General features: G+C 36.0%; 14 protein-coding genes. 12 read left to right on the top strand and 2 right to left on the bottom strand.

Features of this window, described 5'->3' with window-relative positions; all coding sequences use genetic code 11:
• Position 1: 1 nt before the first annotated feature.
• The 3 genes from ACFFHK_RS00585 to ACFFHK_RS00595 all read left to right on the top strand — a co-directional run bounded on the left by ACFFHK_RS00585 (position 2) and on the right by ACFFHK_RS00595 (position 1,777).
• A complete protein-coding gene (locus ACFFHK_RS00585) occupies positions 2-280 on the top strand; it encodes a YcgL domain-containing protein (protein WP_382367739.1) in 279 nt (92 codons plus the stop codon).
• A 22-nt stretch (positions 281-302) separates the two neighbouring features.
• Positions 303-1,376 carry a lytic murein transglycosylase gene (locus ACFFHK_RS00590; protein ID WP_382367742.1) on the top strand — a complete coding sequence of 358 codons (1,074 nt, stop codon included), beginning with the start codon at positions 303-305 and terminating at the stop codon, positions 1,374-1,376.
• 218 nt (positions 1,377-1,594) lie between these two features.
• Positions 1,595-1,777, top strand: coding sequence for a YegP family protein (locus ACFFHK_RS00595; RefSeq protein WP_382367745.1), 183 nt, complete (start codon positions 1,595-1,597; stop codon positions 1,775-1,777).
• A gap of 77 nt (positions 1,778-1,854) precedes the next feature.
• On the opposite strand, the gene glnS is transcribed toward ACFFHK_RS00595, so the two are convergent.
• On the bottom strand, positions 1,855-3,519 hold the full coding sequence (gene glnS / locus ACFFHK_RS00600; RefSeq protein ID WP_382367748.1) for a glutamine--tRNA ligase: 1,665 nt from the start codon (positions 3,517-3,519) through the stop codon (positions 1,855-1,857).
• 302 nt (positions 3,520-3,821) lie between these two features.
• Here glnS and ACFFHK_RS00605 point away from each other — a divergent pair, with 302 nt between their 5' ends.
• From ACFFHK_RS00605 to tdeA, 3 genes are all read left to right on the top strand, one after another.
• Positions 3,822-4,988, top strand: a complete 1,167-nt coding sequence (locus tag ACFFHK_RS00605) for an efflux RND transporter periplasmic adaptor subunit (protein ID WP_382367751.1) — start codon at positions 3,822-3,824, stop codon at positions 4,986-4,988.
• A 9-nt stretch (positions 4,989-4,997) separates the two neighbouring features.
• Positions 4,998-6,938, top strand: a complete 1,941-nt coding sequence (locus ACFFHK_RS00610) for a MacB family efflux pump subunit (RefSeq protein WP_382367754.1) — start codon at positions 4,998-5,000, stop codon at positions 6,936-6,938.
• Positions 6,939-7,051: 113 nt separating this feature from the next.
• The gene (tdeA, locus tag ACFFHK_RS00615) at positions 7,052-8,422 is read left to right on the top strand and encodes a toxin/drug exporter TdeA (RefSeq protein WP_382367757.1); all 1,371 of its coding nucleotides are present in this window, start codon (positions 7,052-7,054) and stop codon (positions 8,420-8,422) included.
• Positions 8,423-8,543: 121 nt separating this feature from the next.
• Here the strand turns inward: tdeA and cspD are convergent, their stop codons facing one another.
• Positions 8,544-8,753, bottom strand: a complete 210-nt coding sequence (gene cspD / locus ACFFHK_RS00620) for a cold shock domain-containing protein CspD (RefSeq protein WP_382367760.1) — start codon at positions 8,751-8,753, stop codon at positions 8,544-8,546.
• A gap of 265 nt (positions 8,754-9,018) precedes the next feature.
• Between cspD and sbcB the strand changes: the two genes are divergently transcribed.
• The 6 genes from sbcB to sstT all read left to right on the top strand — a co-directional run bounded on the left by sbcB (position 9,019) and on the right by sstT (position 18,876).
• Entirely contained in the window at positions 9,019-10,437 is a 1,419-nt protein-coding gene (gene sbcB, locus ACFFHK_RS00625; RefSeq protein WP_382367763.1) for an exodeoxyribonuclease I, read from the top strand.
• A gap of 68 nt (positions 10,438-10,505) precedes the next feature.
• Positions 10,506-12,707, top strand: coding sequence for an NADP-dependent isocitrate dehydrogenase (locus ACFFHK_RS00630; RefSeq protein WP_382367766.1), 2,202 nt, complete (start codon positions 10,506-10,508; stop codon positions 12,705-12,707).
• A 386-nt stretch (positions 12,708-13,093) separates the two neighbouring features.
• The gene (locus tag ACFFHK_RS00635) at positions 13,094-13,984 is read left to right on the top strand and encodes a hypothetical protein (protein ID WP_382367769.1); all 891 of its coding nucleotides are present in this window, start codon (positions 13,094-13,096) and stop codon (positions 13,982-13,984) included.
• A gap of 543 nt (positions 13,985-14,527) precedes the next feature.
• A complete protein-coding gene (gene fadD, locus ACFFHK_RS00640; RefSeq protein WP_382367772.1) occupies positions 14,528-16,234 on the top strand; it encodes a long-chain-fatty-acid--CoA ligase FadD in 1,707 nt (568 codons plus the stop codon).
• Positions 16,235-16,309: 75 nt separating this feature from the next.
• Positions 16,310-17,443, top strand: coding sequence for a ribonuclease D (gene rnd, locus ACFFHK_RS00645; RefSeq protein WP_382367775.1), 1,134 nt, complete (start codon positions 16,310-16,312; stop codon positions 17,441-17,443).
• A 182-nt stretch (positions 17,444-17,625) separates the two neighbouring features.
• Entirely contained in the window at positions 17,626-18,876 is a 1,251-nt protein-coding gene (gene sstT, locus ACFFHK_RS00650) for a serine/threonine transporter SstT (protein ID WP_382368904.1), read from the top strand.
• Positions 18,877-18,884: the final 8 nt, after the last annotated feature.

The raw sequence follows: 18,884 nt of genomic DNA on the forward strand, positions 1-18,884 counted from the left end.
GATGTTATGTGCAATCTATAAAAGTCGTAAAAAAGAGGGAATGTACCTTTATATTGAAAAACGCGATAATTTTTCTGCTGTTCCTGAAGCATTATTACACCTCTTTGGGCAGCCGCAATTTGTGATGTTATTTAATTTATTAGGGCAGAAAAAATTAGTGCAAGTAGAGAATCAGATCGTGTTGGCACAGATTAAACAGCAAGGTTTTTATTTACAAATGCCACCACCACCTGAAAATTTATTAACCACATTTAAGCAAGCGCAGTTACCAGTAGATTAAGCAAAATTAGGTGATAAATAAGATGTTGAAAAAGGTTATCCTTAGTTTAGGTATATTCACTGTCGTGGGGTGTAGCAGTTCTCCCTCTCATGATCCCAATCAAAATACGACGTTTCATTATTCTCAAGCACGAACGCCAGCTAATTTTGATCATTATGTTGATTACCTCCGTCAGCAAGCAGTGGCACAAGGTGTTGATCCAACAGTGGTTTATTCACAACAGAATATTCAATTTATTGAGCGTTCGATTGTACTGGATCAACAGCAAGCAGGGCGGAAACGTGGTAGTAGACCAACGGCACCAAACCCAAATGGCGTGAAGAATTACCTCAATCGTGTATTAACGCCGACAAAAGTTAGCCTCGCGCTTCGTTATTTTACAGAACAACGGACAGCGATAGAGAGAGCCAGTAAGCGTTTTGGTGTGCAACCACAATATTTGGTCGCATTATGGGGAATGGAGAGTAGTTTTGGGCGTTATCAAGGTAATTTTGATGTTCTTTCTGTGCTAGCAACCTTAGCGTTTGAAGGACGGCGAGAATCTCTGTTTGCGAATGAATTTATTAAAGCATTAAGTATTCTTGAGCGAGGGAATATTGCGCGTGAAAGAATGAAAGGATCTTGGGCAGGCGCAATGGGACAAACTCAGTTTATGCCAAGTTCTTACTTACGTTATGCGCAAGATGGGAATAATGATGGTCGTGCGGATATATGGCAGAATTATGATGATGTATTTTCTTCAATCGCAAATTATTTATCAACGGTTGGTTGGAATCGTCAATTACCATGGGGGATTGAGGTAAAACTCTCAGGTGGAATTGCATCAAATATTACAGGAATAGGCAGCAATAAAGCAAAAACAATCCGTGATTGGCAACAAATGGGTGTCGTATTCCCACAAGATCGGTTTTCGCAACGCGCTATCAAGCAATTACAACAAACTAAAGTTTGGTTAATATTGCCAAATGGACCAGCAGGACGGGCTTTTTTAGTTTCACAAAACTTTAAAACAATTATGGATTGGAATAAATCCTATTATTTTGCAATTAGCATTGGTAAATTTGCTGATCAAATTGCCCAAAGAGCAGGGTTATAAGTAGCAATTTGTTATCTTCATTAAGGAAAATCAGGGTAATTGCTGGATAAGTATTTGATTAAATAAAGAACTGATATTGAAATGAGATTTGCCGTTGCTCCTTGTTATGTGATCAATCTCTAATTTATTAAATTGATATCTTTACTGAATAGCAAGATTGTTATATTTATTAATTGTCTTGCAATTTTTGTGAGATGTTTATTAGATAAGGAGAATCTATGTATTTTGAACTTTATAAAGATATTAAAGGTGAATTCCGTTGGAGATTAAAGGCTGGTAACCACGAAATTATTGCTACAAGTAGTGAGGGATATACAACCAAACAAAGTTGTAAACACGCCATTGATCTCGTAAAAGCAGTAACAGCTGAAACTGTAGTGAAAGATTTAACAACTGCTTAATTAAGTATTTAATGCCGTTTTAAATTAAAACGGCATTTTTCTATTGATATTTATTGGCGATTGCTTACTTGAGTGATTTACACCATCACACTTTCTTTTAACGATACTGTTAAATTAAATACCAAATGTTCTGGCTGGCTATCTTTACTATCTGCGCAGAAATAACCTTCACGTTCAAATTGATAGGCTTTCTCCACTTCAGCGGTGAGTAAGCTTTGTTCTACAAAACCGTGTTTCACCACTAACGATTCAGGGTTTAGTACCTGATGAATATCTTCCGCTGCACTTGGATTTGGTACAGTAAATAAACGATCATAAAGACGGAATTCAGCAGGGTGGTTATGTGTTGCAGAAACCCAATGGATTACACCTTTTACTTTACGTCCATCAGCAGGATTTTTGCCTAATGTATCGGGATCATAGCTACAATAAACCGTTGCGATATTACCTTGCTCATCTTTTTCTACGCGTTCCGCTTTAATCACATAAGCATTGCGTAAACGCACTTCTTTCCCTAAAACAAGACGTTTATAGTGCTTATTGGCTTCTTCGCGAAAATCCGCTTGATCGATGTAGATTTCTTTGGTGAATGGCAATGTTCTGCTTCCTAATTCTTCACGGTTTGGGTGATTTGGTGCGGTTAACATTTCTTCACCGTTGAAATTTTCAATCACAATGCGTAATGGATTAATTACCGCCATGGCACGAGGTGCATTAGTATTTAAATCATCACGAATACAAGCTTCTAATGCACTGTATTCCACCACATTGTCTTGTTTGGTTACGCCAATGCGACGACAAAATTCACGAATCGATTCTGGGGTATAACCACGACGGCGTAAGCCAGAAATGGTTGGCATACGCGGGTCATTCCAGCCATCAACAATCTCTTCATTAACTAATTGTAGTAATTTACGTTTTGAAGTAAGAGTACTTTCGAGGTTTAAACGTGAAAATTCATATTGATGTGGTAATGGGCGTTCAATCGAAATATTTTCCAATACCCAATCGTATAAACGACGGTTATCTTGGAACTCTAAGGTACAAAGTGAATGCGTAATGTGTTCAATCGCATCAGAAATACAGTGGGTAAAATCGTACATTGGATAAATGCACCATTTATTGCCTGTTTGATGATGATGGGCAAATTTAATGCGATATAACACAGGATCACGCATGACAATAAATGGCGATGCCATATCAATTTTGGCGCGTAATGATGCTTTTCCTTCGGCAAACTCACCATTTTTCATTTTTTCAAATAAGGCTAAATTTTCCTCAACTGAACGATCACGATAAGGGCTGTTTTTGCCTGGCTCGGTTAATGTCCCGCGATATTCACGCATTTCTTCTGGTGAAAGTTCATCAACGTAAGCTAAACCTTTTTTAATTAATTCAATCGCATACGCATAGAGTTGATCAAAATAATCTGACGCATAACGAGGCTGACCGTCCCAAGTAAAACCAAGCCACTCCACATCTCTTTTAATGGATTCAACATAGCTCATATCTTCTTTTACTGGATTGGTATCATCAAAGCGTAAATTGCATTTACCTTGATAATCTTGGGCAATACCGAAATTTAAGCAAATGGATTTGGCGTGTCCGATATGTAGATAACCGTTTGGTTCAGGTGGAAAACGCGTATGGACGGATTGGTGTTTACCTTGTGCAAGATCTTCGTCGATAATTTGGCGAATAAAATTAGTTGGTTTTATCTCAGTCGTTTCTGTATGACTCATAGTGTCCTCAAGTTGAGTTTTAGCAAAAATAACCCACGCATTTTACACTTTTTAAGACATAACACCAAATTGAACACAGGAAGAAATGCTCATTTTCTACTAATTTTTACGTTGCACACTATTTGCAATTCATACTCACCAGATTATTAGCAAAATTGGTATCTACCGAAAAGTACATTTTGCTCAACAGTCTGATTATACATTTCCCAAAATAATATTTGTTTACAAGGTGATCTTTTTATAAAATGAATGAATGTTCATTTAGTATAAAAATATCCTTGTTAGTTTAAAGGATTAAATATATGACATTAAATAAAAAAGTTTATTGGGGCTTGGCGACTACTTTTATCGCATTAGGCGCTATTTATTATTTTACTCACGATTCTCAAGCAAAAACGTCTTATTTTACTGAAACCGTTAAAAGGGCTGATTTGCAGCAAAGTGTGGTTGCAACGGGGACGGTACGTAGTTCTAAACGGGTTGAAGTAGGAGCTAGAGTGTCAGGCAAAGTGGAAAAAATTTATGTCAAATTAGGGCAACCAGTGAAAAAAGGAGAATTAATTGCGCAGTTAGATTCGGTTACACAACAGAATGCGTTAGATACCGCTATGGCACAATTAGCCTCTTATCAAGCGCAGCTTGCAGCTGCTCAAACCGCCTATCGTATTGCAGTAGCTAATTATGAACGAGTAGCAAAATTATATAAAAAGCAAGCAAGTTCGTTAAATGACGTAGAGACTGCGCAAAATACACGTGATACGGCTAAAGCGACAGTGGCTCAATTAGAAGCACAAGTGAAACAATCTGAAATAGAAGTGAATACAGCAACGACAAATTTAAATTATACTAAAATTACTTCGCCATTAGATGGTACCGTCATTTCGATTCCTGTTTCAGAAGGGCAGACAGTCAATGCCAATCAAACTGCACCTACCATAATTCAAGTAGCAAATTTGGATACCATGTTGATCAAGCCAGAAATTTCAGAAGGGGATATTACAAAAATCAAAGTGGGTATGACGGTAAAATTTTCAACCTTAGCTGAGCCAGATGACGTTTATAACGCAAAAATTGATTCAGTTGATCCTGCGATGACAACATTAACAGATAATGAATATAGCGAATCAGTGAGCGATACAAATGCTGTTTATTATTATGCAAATGTGTTGGTAAAAAATCCACAGCATAAATTACAAATTGGTATGACAACACAGAATACCATTATTATTGCGCAAAAACAGAATGTATTAGTTGTACCGACATTGTCTATTCATAAACAAGCAGGTAAATCAGTGGTGCAAGTATTAGACGGTGATAACGTGATTGAAAAAGAGATTACGACTGGCTTGTACGATGATATTAATACGGAAGTATTGTCAGGTTTAACAGAGGGTGAAAAAGTTATTGTTTCACAATCTTCTGCAAATGATGTGCCGAGTGCCCGCATGAGAGCGCCAAGAATAATGTAAGAGGTCTTTATGCAAAACATTATTGAAATAAAAGACCTCAATAAATATTTTGGTGAGGGAGAAAACCGTGTACATATCTTAAAAAATATCAATTTAGCGATTCAACAAGGTGATTTTATTGCCATTATTGGGACTTCAGGTTCAGGGAAATCAACCTTAATGAATATTATTGGGTGTTTAGATACGCCAACAGATGGCTCGTATTTAATGACTGGACAAGAAACTGCTCGGTTATCTGCGGATAAATTATCAGAATTGCGCCAACAACGTTTTGGTTTTATTTTTCAACGTTATAACCTATTACCAACGTTGAATGCGCAAGAGAATGTGGCATTACCAGCAGTTTATACAGGCATGAACAAAGCGCAGCGTTTACAACGAGCTGCACAACTGTTAGCGAAATTAGGCTTAGCCAATAAAATGGAAAATCGCCCTAATCAGTTATCAGGTGGACAACAACAACGCGTGAGTATTGCGCGTGCCTTAATGAATGGTGGTGATATTATTTTGGCAGATGAGCCAACGGGCGCGCTAGATTCCAAAAGTGGTGCAATGGTGATGGACATCTTGCAGCAACTGCACCAAGAAGGACATACCATTATTTTAGTTACGCATGATCAGCATATTGCGCAATTTGCTAGTCGTATTATCGAAATCAAAGACGGCGAGATTATTCGTGATCATCGGCAAAAGCATCATTTTCAACAGAAAGCGATTAGCCAAAGTAAAACAAATAATAGAGGATTTAGCTTTTATCGTGATCAATTTATCGAAGCGTTGCATATGTCAGTGAAAGCAGTTATCTCGCATAAATTACGTTCTTTATTGACGATGTTAGGTATTATTATTGGGATCACTTCGGTAGTGTGTGTGGTTGCATTAGGGAATGGTTCGCAACAAAAGGTGCTGCAAAATATTAATTCGTTAGGGACAAATACGATGGATATTTTTAACGGTACGGGTTTTGGTGATCGACGGGCAGAGAGTATGCAGAATTTGACGGTTGCAGATAGCGAAGCTTTGATGAAACAACCTTATATCGAAAGTGTAACGCCAAATAGTTCAGTGAGTGGTACCTTGACTTATCGCAATAATGCATTTACGGCTCAGGTACGGGGTGTCAGTGAACAATATTTTAATGTCAAAGGAATTTATTCTTCGGCTGGTACCTTATTTACTGCGCAAGATGTTCGCTTAAATCAATCGGTAGCAATTATTGATCAAAATACACAACAACGGATTTTTAAAGGTATGAATCCATTGGGGCAGATCATTATGATTAATAAAAAACCGTTAACAATTATTGGCGTCGTGAATACAGCCAATGTGATGGGGATTAATAGTGAAAATCTGAATATTTGGATTCCTTATACAACCGCAATGAATAAAATTTCAGGTGAGAAAAAAATTAGTTCTATTACGGTAAAAGTATCAGAAGGAATTACCACCTCAGCTGCGGAAAAGAATGTAACTGCCTTATTACTAAGTCGTCATGGCAAGAAAGATTTCTTTATTTTTAATACGGATACCATAAAACAAACGATTGAAAGTACCACCAATACCATGAAACTTTTAATTTCATCAATCGCGCTGATCTCATTAATTGTTGGGGGCATTGGCGTCATGAATATTATGCTTGTTTCAGTAACAGAACGGACGAAAGAGATTGGGGTGAGAATGGCGATTGGTGCTAAACAACACAATATTTTGCAACAATTTTTGATTGAAGCTGTGTTAGTTTGTTTGGTTGGTGGCATTATTGGCATTGTACTTTCAGGGATTATTGGCGTGTTATTCAATCAATTTATGACAGATTTCACGATGCTATTTTCTACGTTTTCGATTGTTATTGCTGTGCTTTGTTCAACATTTATCGGTATTGTGTTTGGCTATATTCCTGCGCAAAATGCAGCGAAATTAAACCCGATTACTGCCTTATCACAGGAATAAAATTACTAATATTGGGGATAATTACAAATGTGATTACTGGTTGAATGTTGCCGTAATTGTTATAATTTTTACAACTTTAATTTCTTTCTAAGGATATATTTTTAAGGATAATTATGAATAAACTTAATAAAATAACAGCAGCATTATTGCTTACTGCAGTGCTTGCTGGTTGTGTCAATATCGATGATTCATTTAATGCGAGCCAGAAAAATTTTGCGCAATATATTGCAGAGACCTCTCAATTTAATGTGAATGAAGAGTGGTGGAAACTTTATAACGATCCACAACTGAATCAATTAATTGACCTTGCATTAAAAAATAACCTTGATTTAGCGAAAAGTGCAGTGGCTGTTAATGTCGCACTGTATAAAGCAAATTTATTAGGTGCCGATTTAGTGCCAACCTTTGGCGGCAAAACAGATTCTACAGCAGTAAAAGATATTATAAATGGTGGAAATTCTGTTATTTCACATACAGGACAAATTGGTATTAGCTATACTTTAGATCTTTGGCGTAAATTAGCTGATTCGGCAACGGCAGCAGAATGGGAGCATAAAGCGACAGTGGAAGATTTAGCCAAAGCGCGTTTAGCACTGATTAATAGTGTGATTAATGCTTATTATAGTTTGGCATATTTAACTGATGCGGTAAAAGCAACCGAAGAATCTATTCAGTATTACAAACGGATTAATACTGTGGTACAAAATAAACAACGTTTTGGGGTAATTGATGGATTAAGTAGCGCACAAGCGACACAAGCGGTATTAACGGCACGTAATACGTTACTTGAATTGCAAGCGCAACAAAAAACGGTACAACAAACCTTACATAATCTATTAAATCTCAAACCTAATGAGCCACTGAATTTGCAATTACCGAATTTATTAAATGTAAAATTACCAGGGGTAAATTTAAATGTACCCGTTTCAGTGATTGCCAATCGCCCCGATGTGAGAGCGGCACAAAATCGCTTACAAAGTGCTTTTAAAGATACGAAAGCGATGCAAAAGAGTTGGTTTCCAACGATTAGTTTAGCGGGAACGATACAAGTGCAAGGGAATAAGGTGAGTAATGCAACCGAAACGCAGGCGGCAGTTGGGGCATTGGGGATTACTTTACCTTTCCTTTCATGGCAAACGGTTAAATGGAATGTGAAAATTTCTGAAGCCGCATATGAATCTTCTCGTTTAAGTTTTGAGCAAAGCATTACGACAGCATTGAATGAAGTTGATGCACTTTATTTTGCTTACCAACAATCACAAAAAAGTTATGGAAATTTGTTAGATAAATACAATTACGATAAGAAAATTAGCCAGTATTATCGTGATCGTTATAATGCGGGCGTATCAGAATTAAAAGATTGGTTAACTGCAGCGAATACTGAAAAAGCATCACAAATTGCGATTTTGTCTCAAAAATATAATTTAATTAAAAATGAAACCGCTGTTTATCAGGCAATGGCGGGTTATTATACAAAAAAATAACAGTTAAATTGTATGACATTGTCAATAAACCAAAAATTAAAAGATACACTATTTTGTGTATCTTTTTTATTGGTAATTTTACTTTAAGAGCAAAATGAATATATCAAGTATTACAATATGATTATTCTACCACAGGGACAATTTTGGTCGCATGAGAACCTTTATCACCATGAACCGCTTCAAACTGTACTTTTTGTCCTGCTTTTAATGAACGGTATCCGTCCATTTCAATCACAGAATAATGTGCGAAAATATCGCCATCTTGACCTTCAGTTGAAATAAAACCGAACCCTTTTGCATTGTTAAACCACTTTACTACACCGATTTCCATAATAACCTCGAATAATGGATTTTTTGATTTACTTAAAATATACAATGACAAGAATGCCTTGTACTCCTTACATATTTATCTAACTTCAAAAGATAAATCAAATGGCGAATGTTTAAAATTAGCGGAAGATCACAGAAATTCAGTAAATTTGTTTAAAAATAGCCATTTTGGTGGCAAATTAATACATAAAATAAGGCATTACCTCGTGTATCATGTTATATAATCAATCATCAAATCATTTTTGTATTAACTGTAAAAATAAGATATGACAGATTTTTCTTTTTTTATTTATGACTATGAAAGTTTTGGCGTTGATCCAGCCAGAGATCGTCCTGCACAATTTGCGGGTATTCGCACAGATCAAGACTTTAATATTATTAGTGAACCCGTTATTTTATATTGTAAACAAACGGAGGATTATCTTCCTCACCCCGCAGCCGTTGCCTTAACAGGTATTACACCGCAACATTGTAATCAACACGGCATTAGTGAACCTGAATTTGCAGCAAAAATCTTAGCTGAATTTAGCCAACCCAATACTTGCATTATGGGGTATAACAATATTCGTTTTGATGATGAAATGACACGTTATACTTTTTATCGCAATTTTATCGATCCATATGAATATAGTTATCGCCAAGGAAATTCTCGTTGGGATTTGCTGGATTTAGTGCGCGCAACTTATGCGTTACGTCCAGAGGGAATTAATTGGGTTTATGATGATGAGGGAATGCCTAGTTTTCGTTTGGAATTGTTGACCAAAGCCAATGGTATTGAACATAGCCATGCACATGATGCAATGTCTGATGTTTATGCGACTATTGAAATGGCGAAATTGATTAAACAAAAACAACCTAAATTATTTAACTATTTTTTTACCCATCGAGGCAAAAAAGCCTTAGAAGAACTCGTTGATTTTATCAATATGACGCCATTGGTGCATGTTTCGGGAATGTTAGGAAATTATCGTAGTAATATTAGCTTGATGGTACCCCTTGCACCACACCCGACCAATAAAAATGCGGTCATTTTTTGTGATTTAGCGAGTGATATTAGTGATTTACTGGCTCTTGATACAGAGACATTGAAACAACGTTTATATACCAAAAAATCGGCATTAGAACAGCTAGGACAAAAATCAGTACCATTGAAATTGGTGCACCTCAATAAATGCCCGATTTTAGCACCAGCAAAAACCTTACAATCACAAGATGCGGATCGATTAGGCATTGATCGCCAATATTGTTTGAGCAATTTAGAACAATTAAAAGCACACCCTGAAATTCGTGAGAAAGTCCATCAAATTTACCTTGAGGACTATTCTAGTCAATATGATGATGTAGAAACGGCACTTTATACAGGGTTTTATTCTTATTCCGATAAGCAAAATTTAGCTATTTTGCGCACGTTACCTGAAGAAAAACTCGGCGATCATGGTTTAGTCTTTCAAGATCAACGAATTTCTGAATTACTTTTCCATTATCGCGCGAGACATTGTTATAAAACGCTTTCACGAGCAGAGCAGGTAAAATGGCAGAAATATTGTCGTATCAAGCTAGAGAAAGCGAGTGAACATTTTATTGCTGAATTAGAACAACTTTCTACCCTGTATGCAAATGATGAAAATAAGTTAAATTTGTTAAAAAATCTTTATGATTATAGTTTAAAACTGATAATGAAATGATAAGATAAATGCGCAGTTACCTTATTGCAAACACACAGATTACTTAATCGTAAATACTAGAGGTGATTATGAGTAAAATTATTTATACCTACACAGATGAAGCGCCTGCTTTAGCAACCTTATCTTTCCTACCGATTATTGAAAAATTTCTCAAACCAGCAAATATTGAAGTGGTTATAAGTGATATTTCACTCGCTGGGCGGATTTTGGCAAATTTTCCAGAATATTTAAAAGAAGAGCAGCGTGTAGCAGATGCCTTAACGCAATTAGGTGATTTAGTAACAAAACCTGAAGCAAATGTGATCAAACTACCGAATATTAGTGCGTCAATTCCACAATTAAAAGCCGCCATCGCTGAATTACAGGCACATGGGTATGCGGTACCAAATTATCCTGACTCTCCAACAACGGAAGAAGAAAAGACTATCCGTTCTCGTTATGACAAAATCAAAGGCAGTGCAGTAAATCCTGTATTGCGAGAGGGAAACTCAGATCGCCGAGCGCCAAAAGCCGTAAAAAATTATGCTCGACAATTTCCGCATAGCATGGGAGCGTGGTCAACAGATTCAAAAACACACGTTGCCACCATGAGTGAGGGCGATTTTTACCATAATGAGCAAGCGGTTACCTTAGCACAAGCAGGGGAAATCCGTATTGTATTGGAAAATACACAAGGTCAACAAACTGTGTTAAAAACCTTAAAAGGGCAAGCAGGTGAAATTCTAGACGCCACAATGATGAGTAAAAAGGCGCTGCTGGCATTTTTAAGTAAAGAAATTCAAGATGCAAAAGCACAAGATGTATTGTTTTCCTTGCATATGAAAGCCACGATGATGAAAGTATCCGATCCGATTATTTTTGGTCATGCGGTAAAAGCCTTTTTAGCGCCTGTATTTGAAAAATATGGCGCATTACTTGACCAAGCAGGCGTTAACGTTAATAACGGTTTAGGCAATCTCATTGCGAATTTGGATAAATTACCAGAAGAGGTGCGAGTTGCAGTAGAACAGGCCTTAGCAGATGGTCCAGCCTTAGCGATGGTTGATTCTGATAAAGGGATTACCAATCTTCATGTACCAAGTGATGTGATTATTGATGCCTCAATGCCAGCGATGATCCGTAGTTCAGGAAAAATGTGGAATGCGCAGGGGCAATTACAAGATACTAAAGCAGTGATTCCAGATAGTAGCTATGCTGGGGTGTATGCACAAACAATCGCTTTCTGTAAACAGCATGGTGCGTTTGATCCAAAAACAATGGGCAGCGTACCGAATGTAGGGTTAATGGCACAAAAAGCAGAAGAATATGGCTCACATGATAAAACCTTTGAAATACCAAGCGATGGGGTGGTGAAAGTTTTAGATCAACATGATCAAGTCTTAATGCAGCATACCGTAGAAACAGGGGATATTTGGCGTATGTGTCAAACGAAAGATGCCCCTGTCATTGATTGGGTAAAATTAGCAGTAAAACGCGCGGAGTTGTCCGATACGCCAGCAGTATTCTGGTTAGATAAACATCGTGCTCACGATCGTGAAATTCTGCAAAAAGTCGAAAAAGCATTGCAAACGATTGATACTAGTAGAGTTGAATTACATATCTTATCCCCAGTAGAAGCAACGCAGTTTTCACTTGAACGCGCGAAGGCAGGTAAAGATACGATTTCTGTAACAGGTAATGTTTTACGCGATTATCTCACAGACTTGTTCCCAATTTTAGAGTTAGGTACCAGTGCGAAAATGTTATCAATCGTGCCATTAATGAATGGTGGTGGAATGTTTGAAACAGGGGCAGGCGGTTCTGCACCAAAACACGTCCAACAATTTTTACAAGAAAACCACCTGCGTTGGGATTCATTAGGGGAGTTTTTAGCCTTAGCAGTTTCACTTGAACATTTAGCACAGCGTGAAAATAACCCACGTGCACAAATCCTTGCTGATGCCTTAGATAAAGCAACAGAAAAATTATTGCTTAACGGCAAATCACCTGCTCGAAAAGTGAAACAAATTGATAATCGTGGTAGTCATTATTATCTTGCTTGTTATTGGGCAGAAGCATTGGGCGAACAAGATAAAGATCGTGAACTTGCTGCGCAATTTAAGCCATTAGCTGTTGCATTAAAAGACAATGAACAAGCAATTATGACAGAATTGGACGATGCACAAGGACAAACAGTTGATATGGGAGGCTACTATCACCCGAATCCAATATTGGCTAAACAAGCAATGCGTCCAAGTAAGATATTGAATGCGTTAATTGATCATTTTTAATTAGCTATAATAATAAGAAGAACTCTATATTTTTATATAGAGTTTTTTTATTTTAGTAACTTACTTTATATAATGAAGTGCTTTATTTCTAATAATGTTTATTTATCTAATTTTTTATTAATTTATTTTCCTTATTATTGGAGTTAATTTCTGTAAAATAATGGTGTGTTAATTGTTTGATTTGTAAGAATACTAATGTTGATTTTAATTGTGGTAATTGTATATAAAATTAGATATGTACTGCATAAGAAGAAAAGATGTATTTTTTTGATGGTTAAAAATGAATTATGGGGATATACTAGAATCATGATCATATTAACAAAAACTCATATTACTATATAAGCATAATAACAGTATTGGTGATGAGATATAATGGAAGAGAAAAGATGAACTTTAGCGATATTAGAAATTTTTTTAATTTTGATGTTTTTTATATTGACTTTGAAAATGTCTTATGGGTTATTATCATTAGTTTTATTATTGTTCTGGTTATATATTTAGAAATTATTGGTAGTAAGAGATGGCGATTAAGTAGAGTTTTTCTGCATATCTTGATTATATTTTTCGTCTTTAGTCTATCTGCTTATTCTCTTTATCAATACCTTGAAAATTTAAAAGTGAGAATGCATTCAGGAATCTGTTGGAAAACAGGAGAAAACTTATATCAAAAACTAGGACAGCAACAATTTTATCTATTAGCAAAGAAAAGTTATCTCAATAATCTTCGCAAAGCAATTAAACAACATAACGAAAAACATTGGAAAATCTGTGAAAAGGTGCATTGCGGTTTTTATTATTTTGGTTCATTAAAAAACAGCAGTGATTTAGCCTTTATTGAGAATTTTAAAGAAGCGTTTAGAAAAACTAGTTATTATAATTATGATGGGAAATTAGTTAATCAAGATAAAAAAGTCTTATTTGAGACTTTTCTGCATGAGAAATTAGATTTAGATAAAGAAATTCCTTATACAGAAGGTGTTTTTCTTGCGGTTGGGTTTCGTGGTGGCACACTATTCTTTTTCGATAATAAGGATAAATATAAAGTGATGCCAGTAGAGTTATTAGATAATTCTGTAATAAATAGTGGATTTGTCAAACGTGAATCAGGCTTAGGCAATTTTTATCTTAATCTTGGGCATATCATGGGGATATCTGATTATGAATCTAGTTTCAGTTATACATTTAGTACAAATTTCATTGGACTAGCTTCTGAGCCTTATACTATTCCTGTAAGCAATTGTGGTAATACACCATTAAATAATGATGATTTTGATTAGGAGACAATATTATGACACAAGAATCTAAAGAAATCTTTATTTCTTTGAAAGATGATGCTAAAGCAATTACTGTTTTTAATGCTTACCTTATTGATTTCTCATATTAGCTATATTTTTTGTTAGAACCACAATTTCATTATCTCGACAAAAAATATTTTTTAATAAAAATCTCTCTGCTATCTGATATTAGATTATTTATTCTAAAGTGTGATAATTATCACAATATAGATTTATTTTTTATATTGATTTTTATCAATATCATTAAGTATAGTTGTCAATTAAATATGTATCTACTGATCCAGAAATCAAACATTTCAGGACAACGACGGGTGATCAGCTATTTATTAAGCCCATTGCAAGAAACAGTGAATGAAAGTATGAGAGAACGATGAGAGAACAGTAGTAAAGATATTTGTTGTAAATCGCTCTTCTGATGAAATATTTTTCATGTCGCCAAGCAGATTCAGAATACCTATAAAAATCATCTAGTTTTGTGGTAACATAGTGGCAATTTTTGACAAGAAATAGATAGATATAAGAAAAATGGAAAGATTGTGGGTTAAAAATTATCCAGCAGAATCACGTATGGATCCAGATACTTTAGCATTATCATCTTTAGTTGAAATGCTAGAAAAAGCAGTAAGAGAAAATCCAGATAGACCTGCCTATGTCAATATGGGGCAAGCGCTAACTTATCGTAAATTAGAAGAACGCAGCCGAGCTTTTGCTGCTTATTTGCAGAATGAATTGAAATTAGAACGTGGCGAGCGTGTGGCGTTAATGATGCCTAATCTTTTGCAATATCCGATTGCCTTATTTGGGGTATTACGTGCGGGATTAGTCGTAGTCAATGTTAACCCGTTATATACACCGAGAGAATTAGAACATCAATTACAAGATAGTGGCGCAACGGCGATTGTGGTGGTTTCTAATTTTGCTTCTACTTTAGAAAAAGTTGTTTTCAATACGAATATTAAACATGTGATTTTGACCAGAATGGGTGATCAACTCTCATTTGGCAAAAGAACATTAGTTAACTTTATTGTTAAATATATCAAAAAGTTAGTGCCAAAATATAAATTACCTCATGCCGTAACTTTTCGGGAAGTTTTACGTATTGGGAAATATCGTCAATATATCCGTCCAGATATTGGTAAACAAGATTTGGCTTTCTTGCAATATACGGGTGGAACGACAGGTGTGGCAAAGGGCGCAATGCTTACACATGGTAATATGATTTATAACATTGCCCAAGCAAAATGGTTGGCAGAGCCATTTGTTAAAGCGGGTAAAAATCGTTATGCAACCATTATTTTACCGATGTATCACGTGTTTTCACTGACTGTAAATGCGTTGTTATTTATTCATTTTGGTTTGACTGGAATATTAATAACTAACCCACGTGATTTACCGAATTTAATTAAAGAATTAAAACGCTATCGCCCAATCGCGATTACAGGGGTGAATACTTTATTTAATTCATTATTACACCAAGAAGAGTTGAAAGAAGTTGATTTCTCTCAGTTAAGATTAACTGTTGGTGGTGGTGTATCGGTGCAAAAATCTGTTGCGCAACGCTGGTTTGAGGTTACTGGTTGCCATATTCTAGAGGGATATGGTATGACCGAATGTTCGCCATTGATCGCGTGTAATCCAGCGAACTTTGCTGGTCATGCAGGCAGAATTGGTGTTCCTGTGCCAGATACAGATATTAAAATTATGGACGATAATGGTAATGAGTTAGGTCTAAATCAGGCGGGTGAGTTGTGGGTGAAAGGTGCACAAGTCATGCAAGGATATTGGAATAAGCCTGAAGAAACTGCTGCAGTGTTAAAAGATGGCTGGTTGGCAACAGGTGATATTGTGGAAATGGACGATGATTATCAATTACGGATTGTAGATCGTAAAAAAGATATGATCATTGTGTCTGGTTTTAATGTTTATCCAAATGAAGTTGAAGATGTAATTATGTTGAATCCTAAAGTGAAAGAAGTTGCTGTGATCGGGGTACCTCATTCAATTTCAGGGGAAATAATTAAAGCCGTTGTTGCCAAAAAAGATGAAAGTTTGACACGAGATGAATTACGTAAACATTGTCGTCATTATTTAACGGGATATAAAATTCCAAAAGAAATTGAATTCCGTGAAGAGTTACCAAAAAGTAATGTAGGTAAAATTTTACGTCGTGTTGTACGTGAAGAAGAGTTGGCTAAGCGTGCTAATGTCGTGAATAATTCAGATGAGAACTGATCATTATTGAATAAATAAGAGTAAAGTTATTATCAAGGCATGAGTTTCATGCCTTATTTTTTTGAGTAAAAAGCGATGCAAATATCTATTCCTTATCAAATTATTCAACAAGATTCACAATTACAACAAATCTGTGAATCTGCACAACAGTATCAAGTTGTAGCGTTGGATACGGAGTTTGAGCGTATCCGTAGTTATTATGCCAAATTAGGTTTAATTCAACTTTATTACGGCGAACAGGTGGCTTTAATTGATCCTTTGACGATTACTGATTGGCGACCATTTATTGAGTTATTAGCGAATCAAAATGTGTTAAAAGTGCTGCACGCAAGCGGAGAAGATATTGAAATCTTTTATCAACAATTTGGACAACGACCACAACCGATGTTAGATACACAAATTGCGGCAAATTTTTTAGGATTTCCACTTTCAGCAGGCTTTGCATTATTAGTCGAACATTATTTACAAGTGAATTTAGACAAAAAAATATCACGTACGGATTGGTTAAAACGTCCATTGACGGAGCAGCAATTACAGTATGCTGCAGCCGATGTTTATTATTTATTGCCTGTGTATCAACATATGGCTACGATAATCACAGCATCACCATGGTCAGAGATGATTACACAAGAATGTCAATTTTTTGCAGAAAAACGCTGTAAACAGATTTCGCCAGATAAAGCTTATTTAGAAATTGGCAATGCTTGGCGTTTAAACCGTGCTGAATTGAATAATTTAAAATTTTTGGCGAGATGGCGTTTACAAGAGGGTATGAAACGTAATCTAGCCTTAACTTTTATTGTCAGCAACGAGGGGCTAATCAAAGCCGCGATCCATTCTCCTAAACATACAGCACAATTATTAGAATTAGGGCTACACCCAATGGAAATCAAACGGCATGGAAAAAAACTTTTATTATTGCTTGAGCAAGCCAAACGTGTTCCAGCAGAGGAATATCCAGAGTTAATCGAAAATATTGCAGATCGATCCGAATATAAAAAACAGATACACCTTTTACAAAAAACATTGAAACAGTTAGTAAAAGGGCAGTTGCCGCTTCCAGTGGTTGCGAGTAAAAAAAGCTTACATCAATTATTGAAGTGGTATTGGGGTGGTGAGTCAATGGAGAAATTGCCTGAATTATTGCAGTCTTGGCGGAAGCCTTATGGTGAGGCTCTATTACAATGTCTGCGTGAAACAAGGGTATGATAAATTAATTTATAATATTTAAAAATAGAGGGGATCTTTTAGATAATTTTCATCAATCAAGAAAAAAGATTATTTTTTAATTATTTTTATTGGCATCATTCATAATTTCGGCTATCTTTAGCAACGGGTGGAGATCATCAGATCTCTTGATTATTAACACAACATTTATTGATATTAACATTATGGTTACTTCATCTCGTTTTACCGCTTTACTCTTTCAAGGTTCATTAGTAAAAAGAGTGGCTACTGGTTTATTATTAGGTATTCTTTTAGCCTTAGTTTCACCTTATTTAGAACCCGTTTTAGGAACAAACTTAGCTGAGAATGTTAGCTTTCTCGGACAAATTTTTGTGCGTTCATTGCGCTCAATCGCCCCAATTTTAATCTTTGTATTAGTGATTGCTGCAATCGCAAACCGTAAAGTGGGAGAAAAAAATAATCTAAAAAGTATTGTTTCTCTTTATCTTCTCGGGACTTTCTTATCTGCTTTTGTGGCAGTAGTTGCGAGTTTTATGTTTCCAACGGTATTAGCCTTGGCTGATGCCGAACAATCAATCGCTCCACCAGAAAGTGTTATTCAAGTATTAAGTACCTTAGTATTTAATGTGATTGATAATCCAGTTAATGCGTTATTTAATGCAAATTTCATTGGTATTTTAGCTTGGGCGATTGGTCTTGGTGTGGCGTTGCGCCATGCTTCTGATACAACCAAAAATTTACTAGGTGATGTATCTGAAGCAATTTCCATGATTGTTAAAGTTGTGATTTCTTTTGCGCCTGTTGGGGTATTTGGATTGGTAGCCTCTACTTTAGCGGATAAAGGGTTATCTGCATTAGGTGGATATATCCAAGTATTAGCCGTATTAGTGGGCTCAATGTTATTTGTTGCGTTTGTTGTTAATCCATTATTAGTCTTTTGGAAAATTCGTTCAAACCCATATCCATTAGTGTGGAAATGTCTTCGAGTGAGTGGTTTAACCGCATTTTTAACACGTAGTTCAGCTGCAAATATTCCAGTGAATATGGAGTTAGCACAACGTTTAGGCTTAAAAGAAGAAACCTATTCCGTTTCTATTCCTCTTGGCGCTACTATTAATATGGGTGGTGCGGCAATTACGATTACTGTATTAACATTGGCGGCAGTCCACACGTTAGGTATAGATGTGAATTTACCAACTGCACTATTATTGAGTGTTGTGGCGAGCATTTGTGCGTGCGGTGCATCAGGCGTTGCGGGTGGTTCACTTTTATTAATTCCATTAGCGTGTAGTTTATTTGGTATTTCAAATGATGTCGCTGCGCAAGTTATTGGGGTAGGCTTTATTATTGGTGTGCTACAAGATTCAACTGAAACTGCATTGAATTCATCAACAGATGTTATCTTTACTGCAGCAGCTTGTATTGAAGAAGAGAGAAAAACGCAACAACTATAATAGTTTGT

The organism is Gallibacterium trehalosifermentans, from assembly GCF_042433055.1.
Lineage (GTDB): Bacteria > Pseudomonadota > Gammaproteobacteria > Enterobacterales > Pasteurellaceae > Gallibacterium > Gallibacterium trehalosifermentans.

Excerpts from the sequence above, each read along its gene's own strand:
- tdeA (WP_382367757.1), top strand. The coding sequence starts at position 7,052 with ATGAATAAACTTAATAAAATAACAGCAGCATTATTGCTTACTGCAGTG.
- ACFFHK_RS00590 (WP_382367742.1), top strand. The coding sequence starts at position 303 with ATGTTGAAAAAGGTTATCCTTAGTTTAGGTATATTCACTGTCGTGGGG.
- ACFFHK_RS00610 (WP_382367754.1), top strand. The coding sequence starts at position 4,998 with ATGCAAAACATTATTGAAATAAAAGACCTCAATAAATATTTTGGTGAG.
- ACFFHK_RS00585 (WP_382367739.1), top strand. The coding sequence starts at position 2 with ATGTTATGTGCAATCTATAAAAGTCGTAAAAAAGAGGGAATGTACCTT.
- ACFFHK_RS00630 (WP_382367766.1), top strand. The coding sequence starts at position 10,506 with ATGAGTAAAATTATTTATACCTACACAGATGAAGCGCCTGCTTTAGCA.
- glnS (WP_382367748.1), bottom strand. The coding sequence starts at position 3,519 with ATGAGTCATACAGAAACGACTGAGATAAAACCAACTAATTTTATTCGC.
- cspD (WP_382367760.1), bottom strand. The coding sequence starts at position 8,753 with ATGGAAATCGGTGTAGTAAAGTGGTTTAACAATGCAAAAGGGTTCGGT.
- rnd (WP_382367775.1), top strand. The coding sequence starts at position 16,310 with ATGCAAATATCTATTCCTTATCAAATTATTCAACAAGATTCACAATTA.
- fadD (WP_382367772.1), top strand. The coding sequence starts at position 14,528 with ATGGAAAGATTGTGGGTTAAAAATTATCCAGCAGAATCACGTATGGAT.
- ACFFHK_RS00635 (WP_382367769.1), top strand. The coding sequence starts at position 13,094 with ATGAACTTTAGCGATATTAGAAATTTTTTTAATTTTGATGTTTTTTAT.
- sstT (WP_382368904.1), top strand. The coding sequence starts at position 17,626 with ATGGTTACTTCATCTCGTTTTACCGCTTTACTCTTTCAAGGTTCATTA.
- ACFFHK_RS00595 (WP_382367745.1), top strand. The coding sequence starts at position 1,595 with ATGTATTTTGAACTTTATAAAGATATTAAAGGTGAATTCCGTTGGAGA.
- ACFFHK_RS00605 (WP_382367751.1), top strand. The coding sequence starts at position 3,822 with ATGACATTAAATAAAAAAGTTTATTGGGGCTTGGCGACTACTTTTATC.
- sbcB (WP_382367763.1), top strand. The coding sequence starts at position 9,019 with ATGACAGATTTTTCTTTTTTTATTTATGACTATGAAAGTTTTGGCGTT.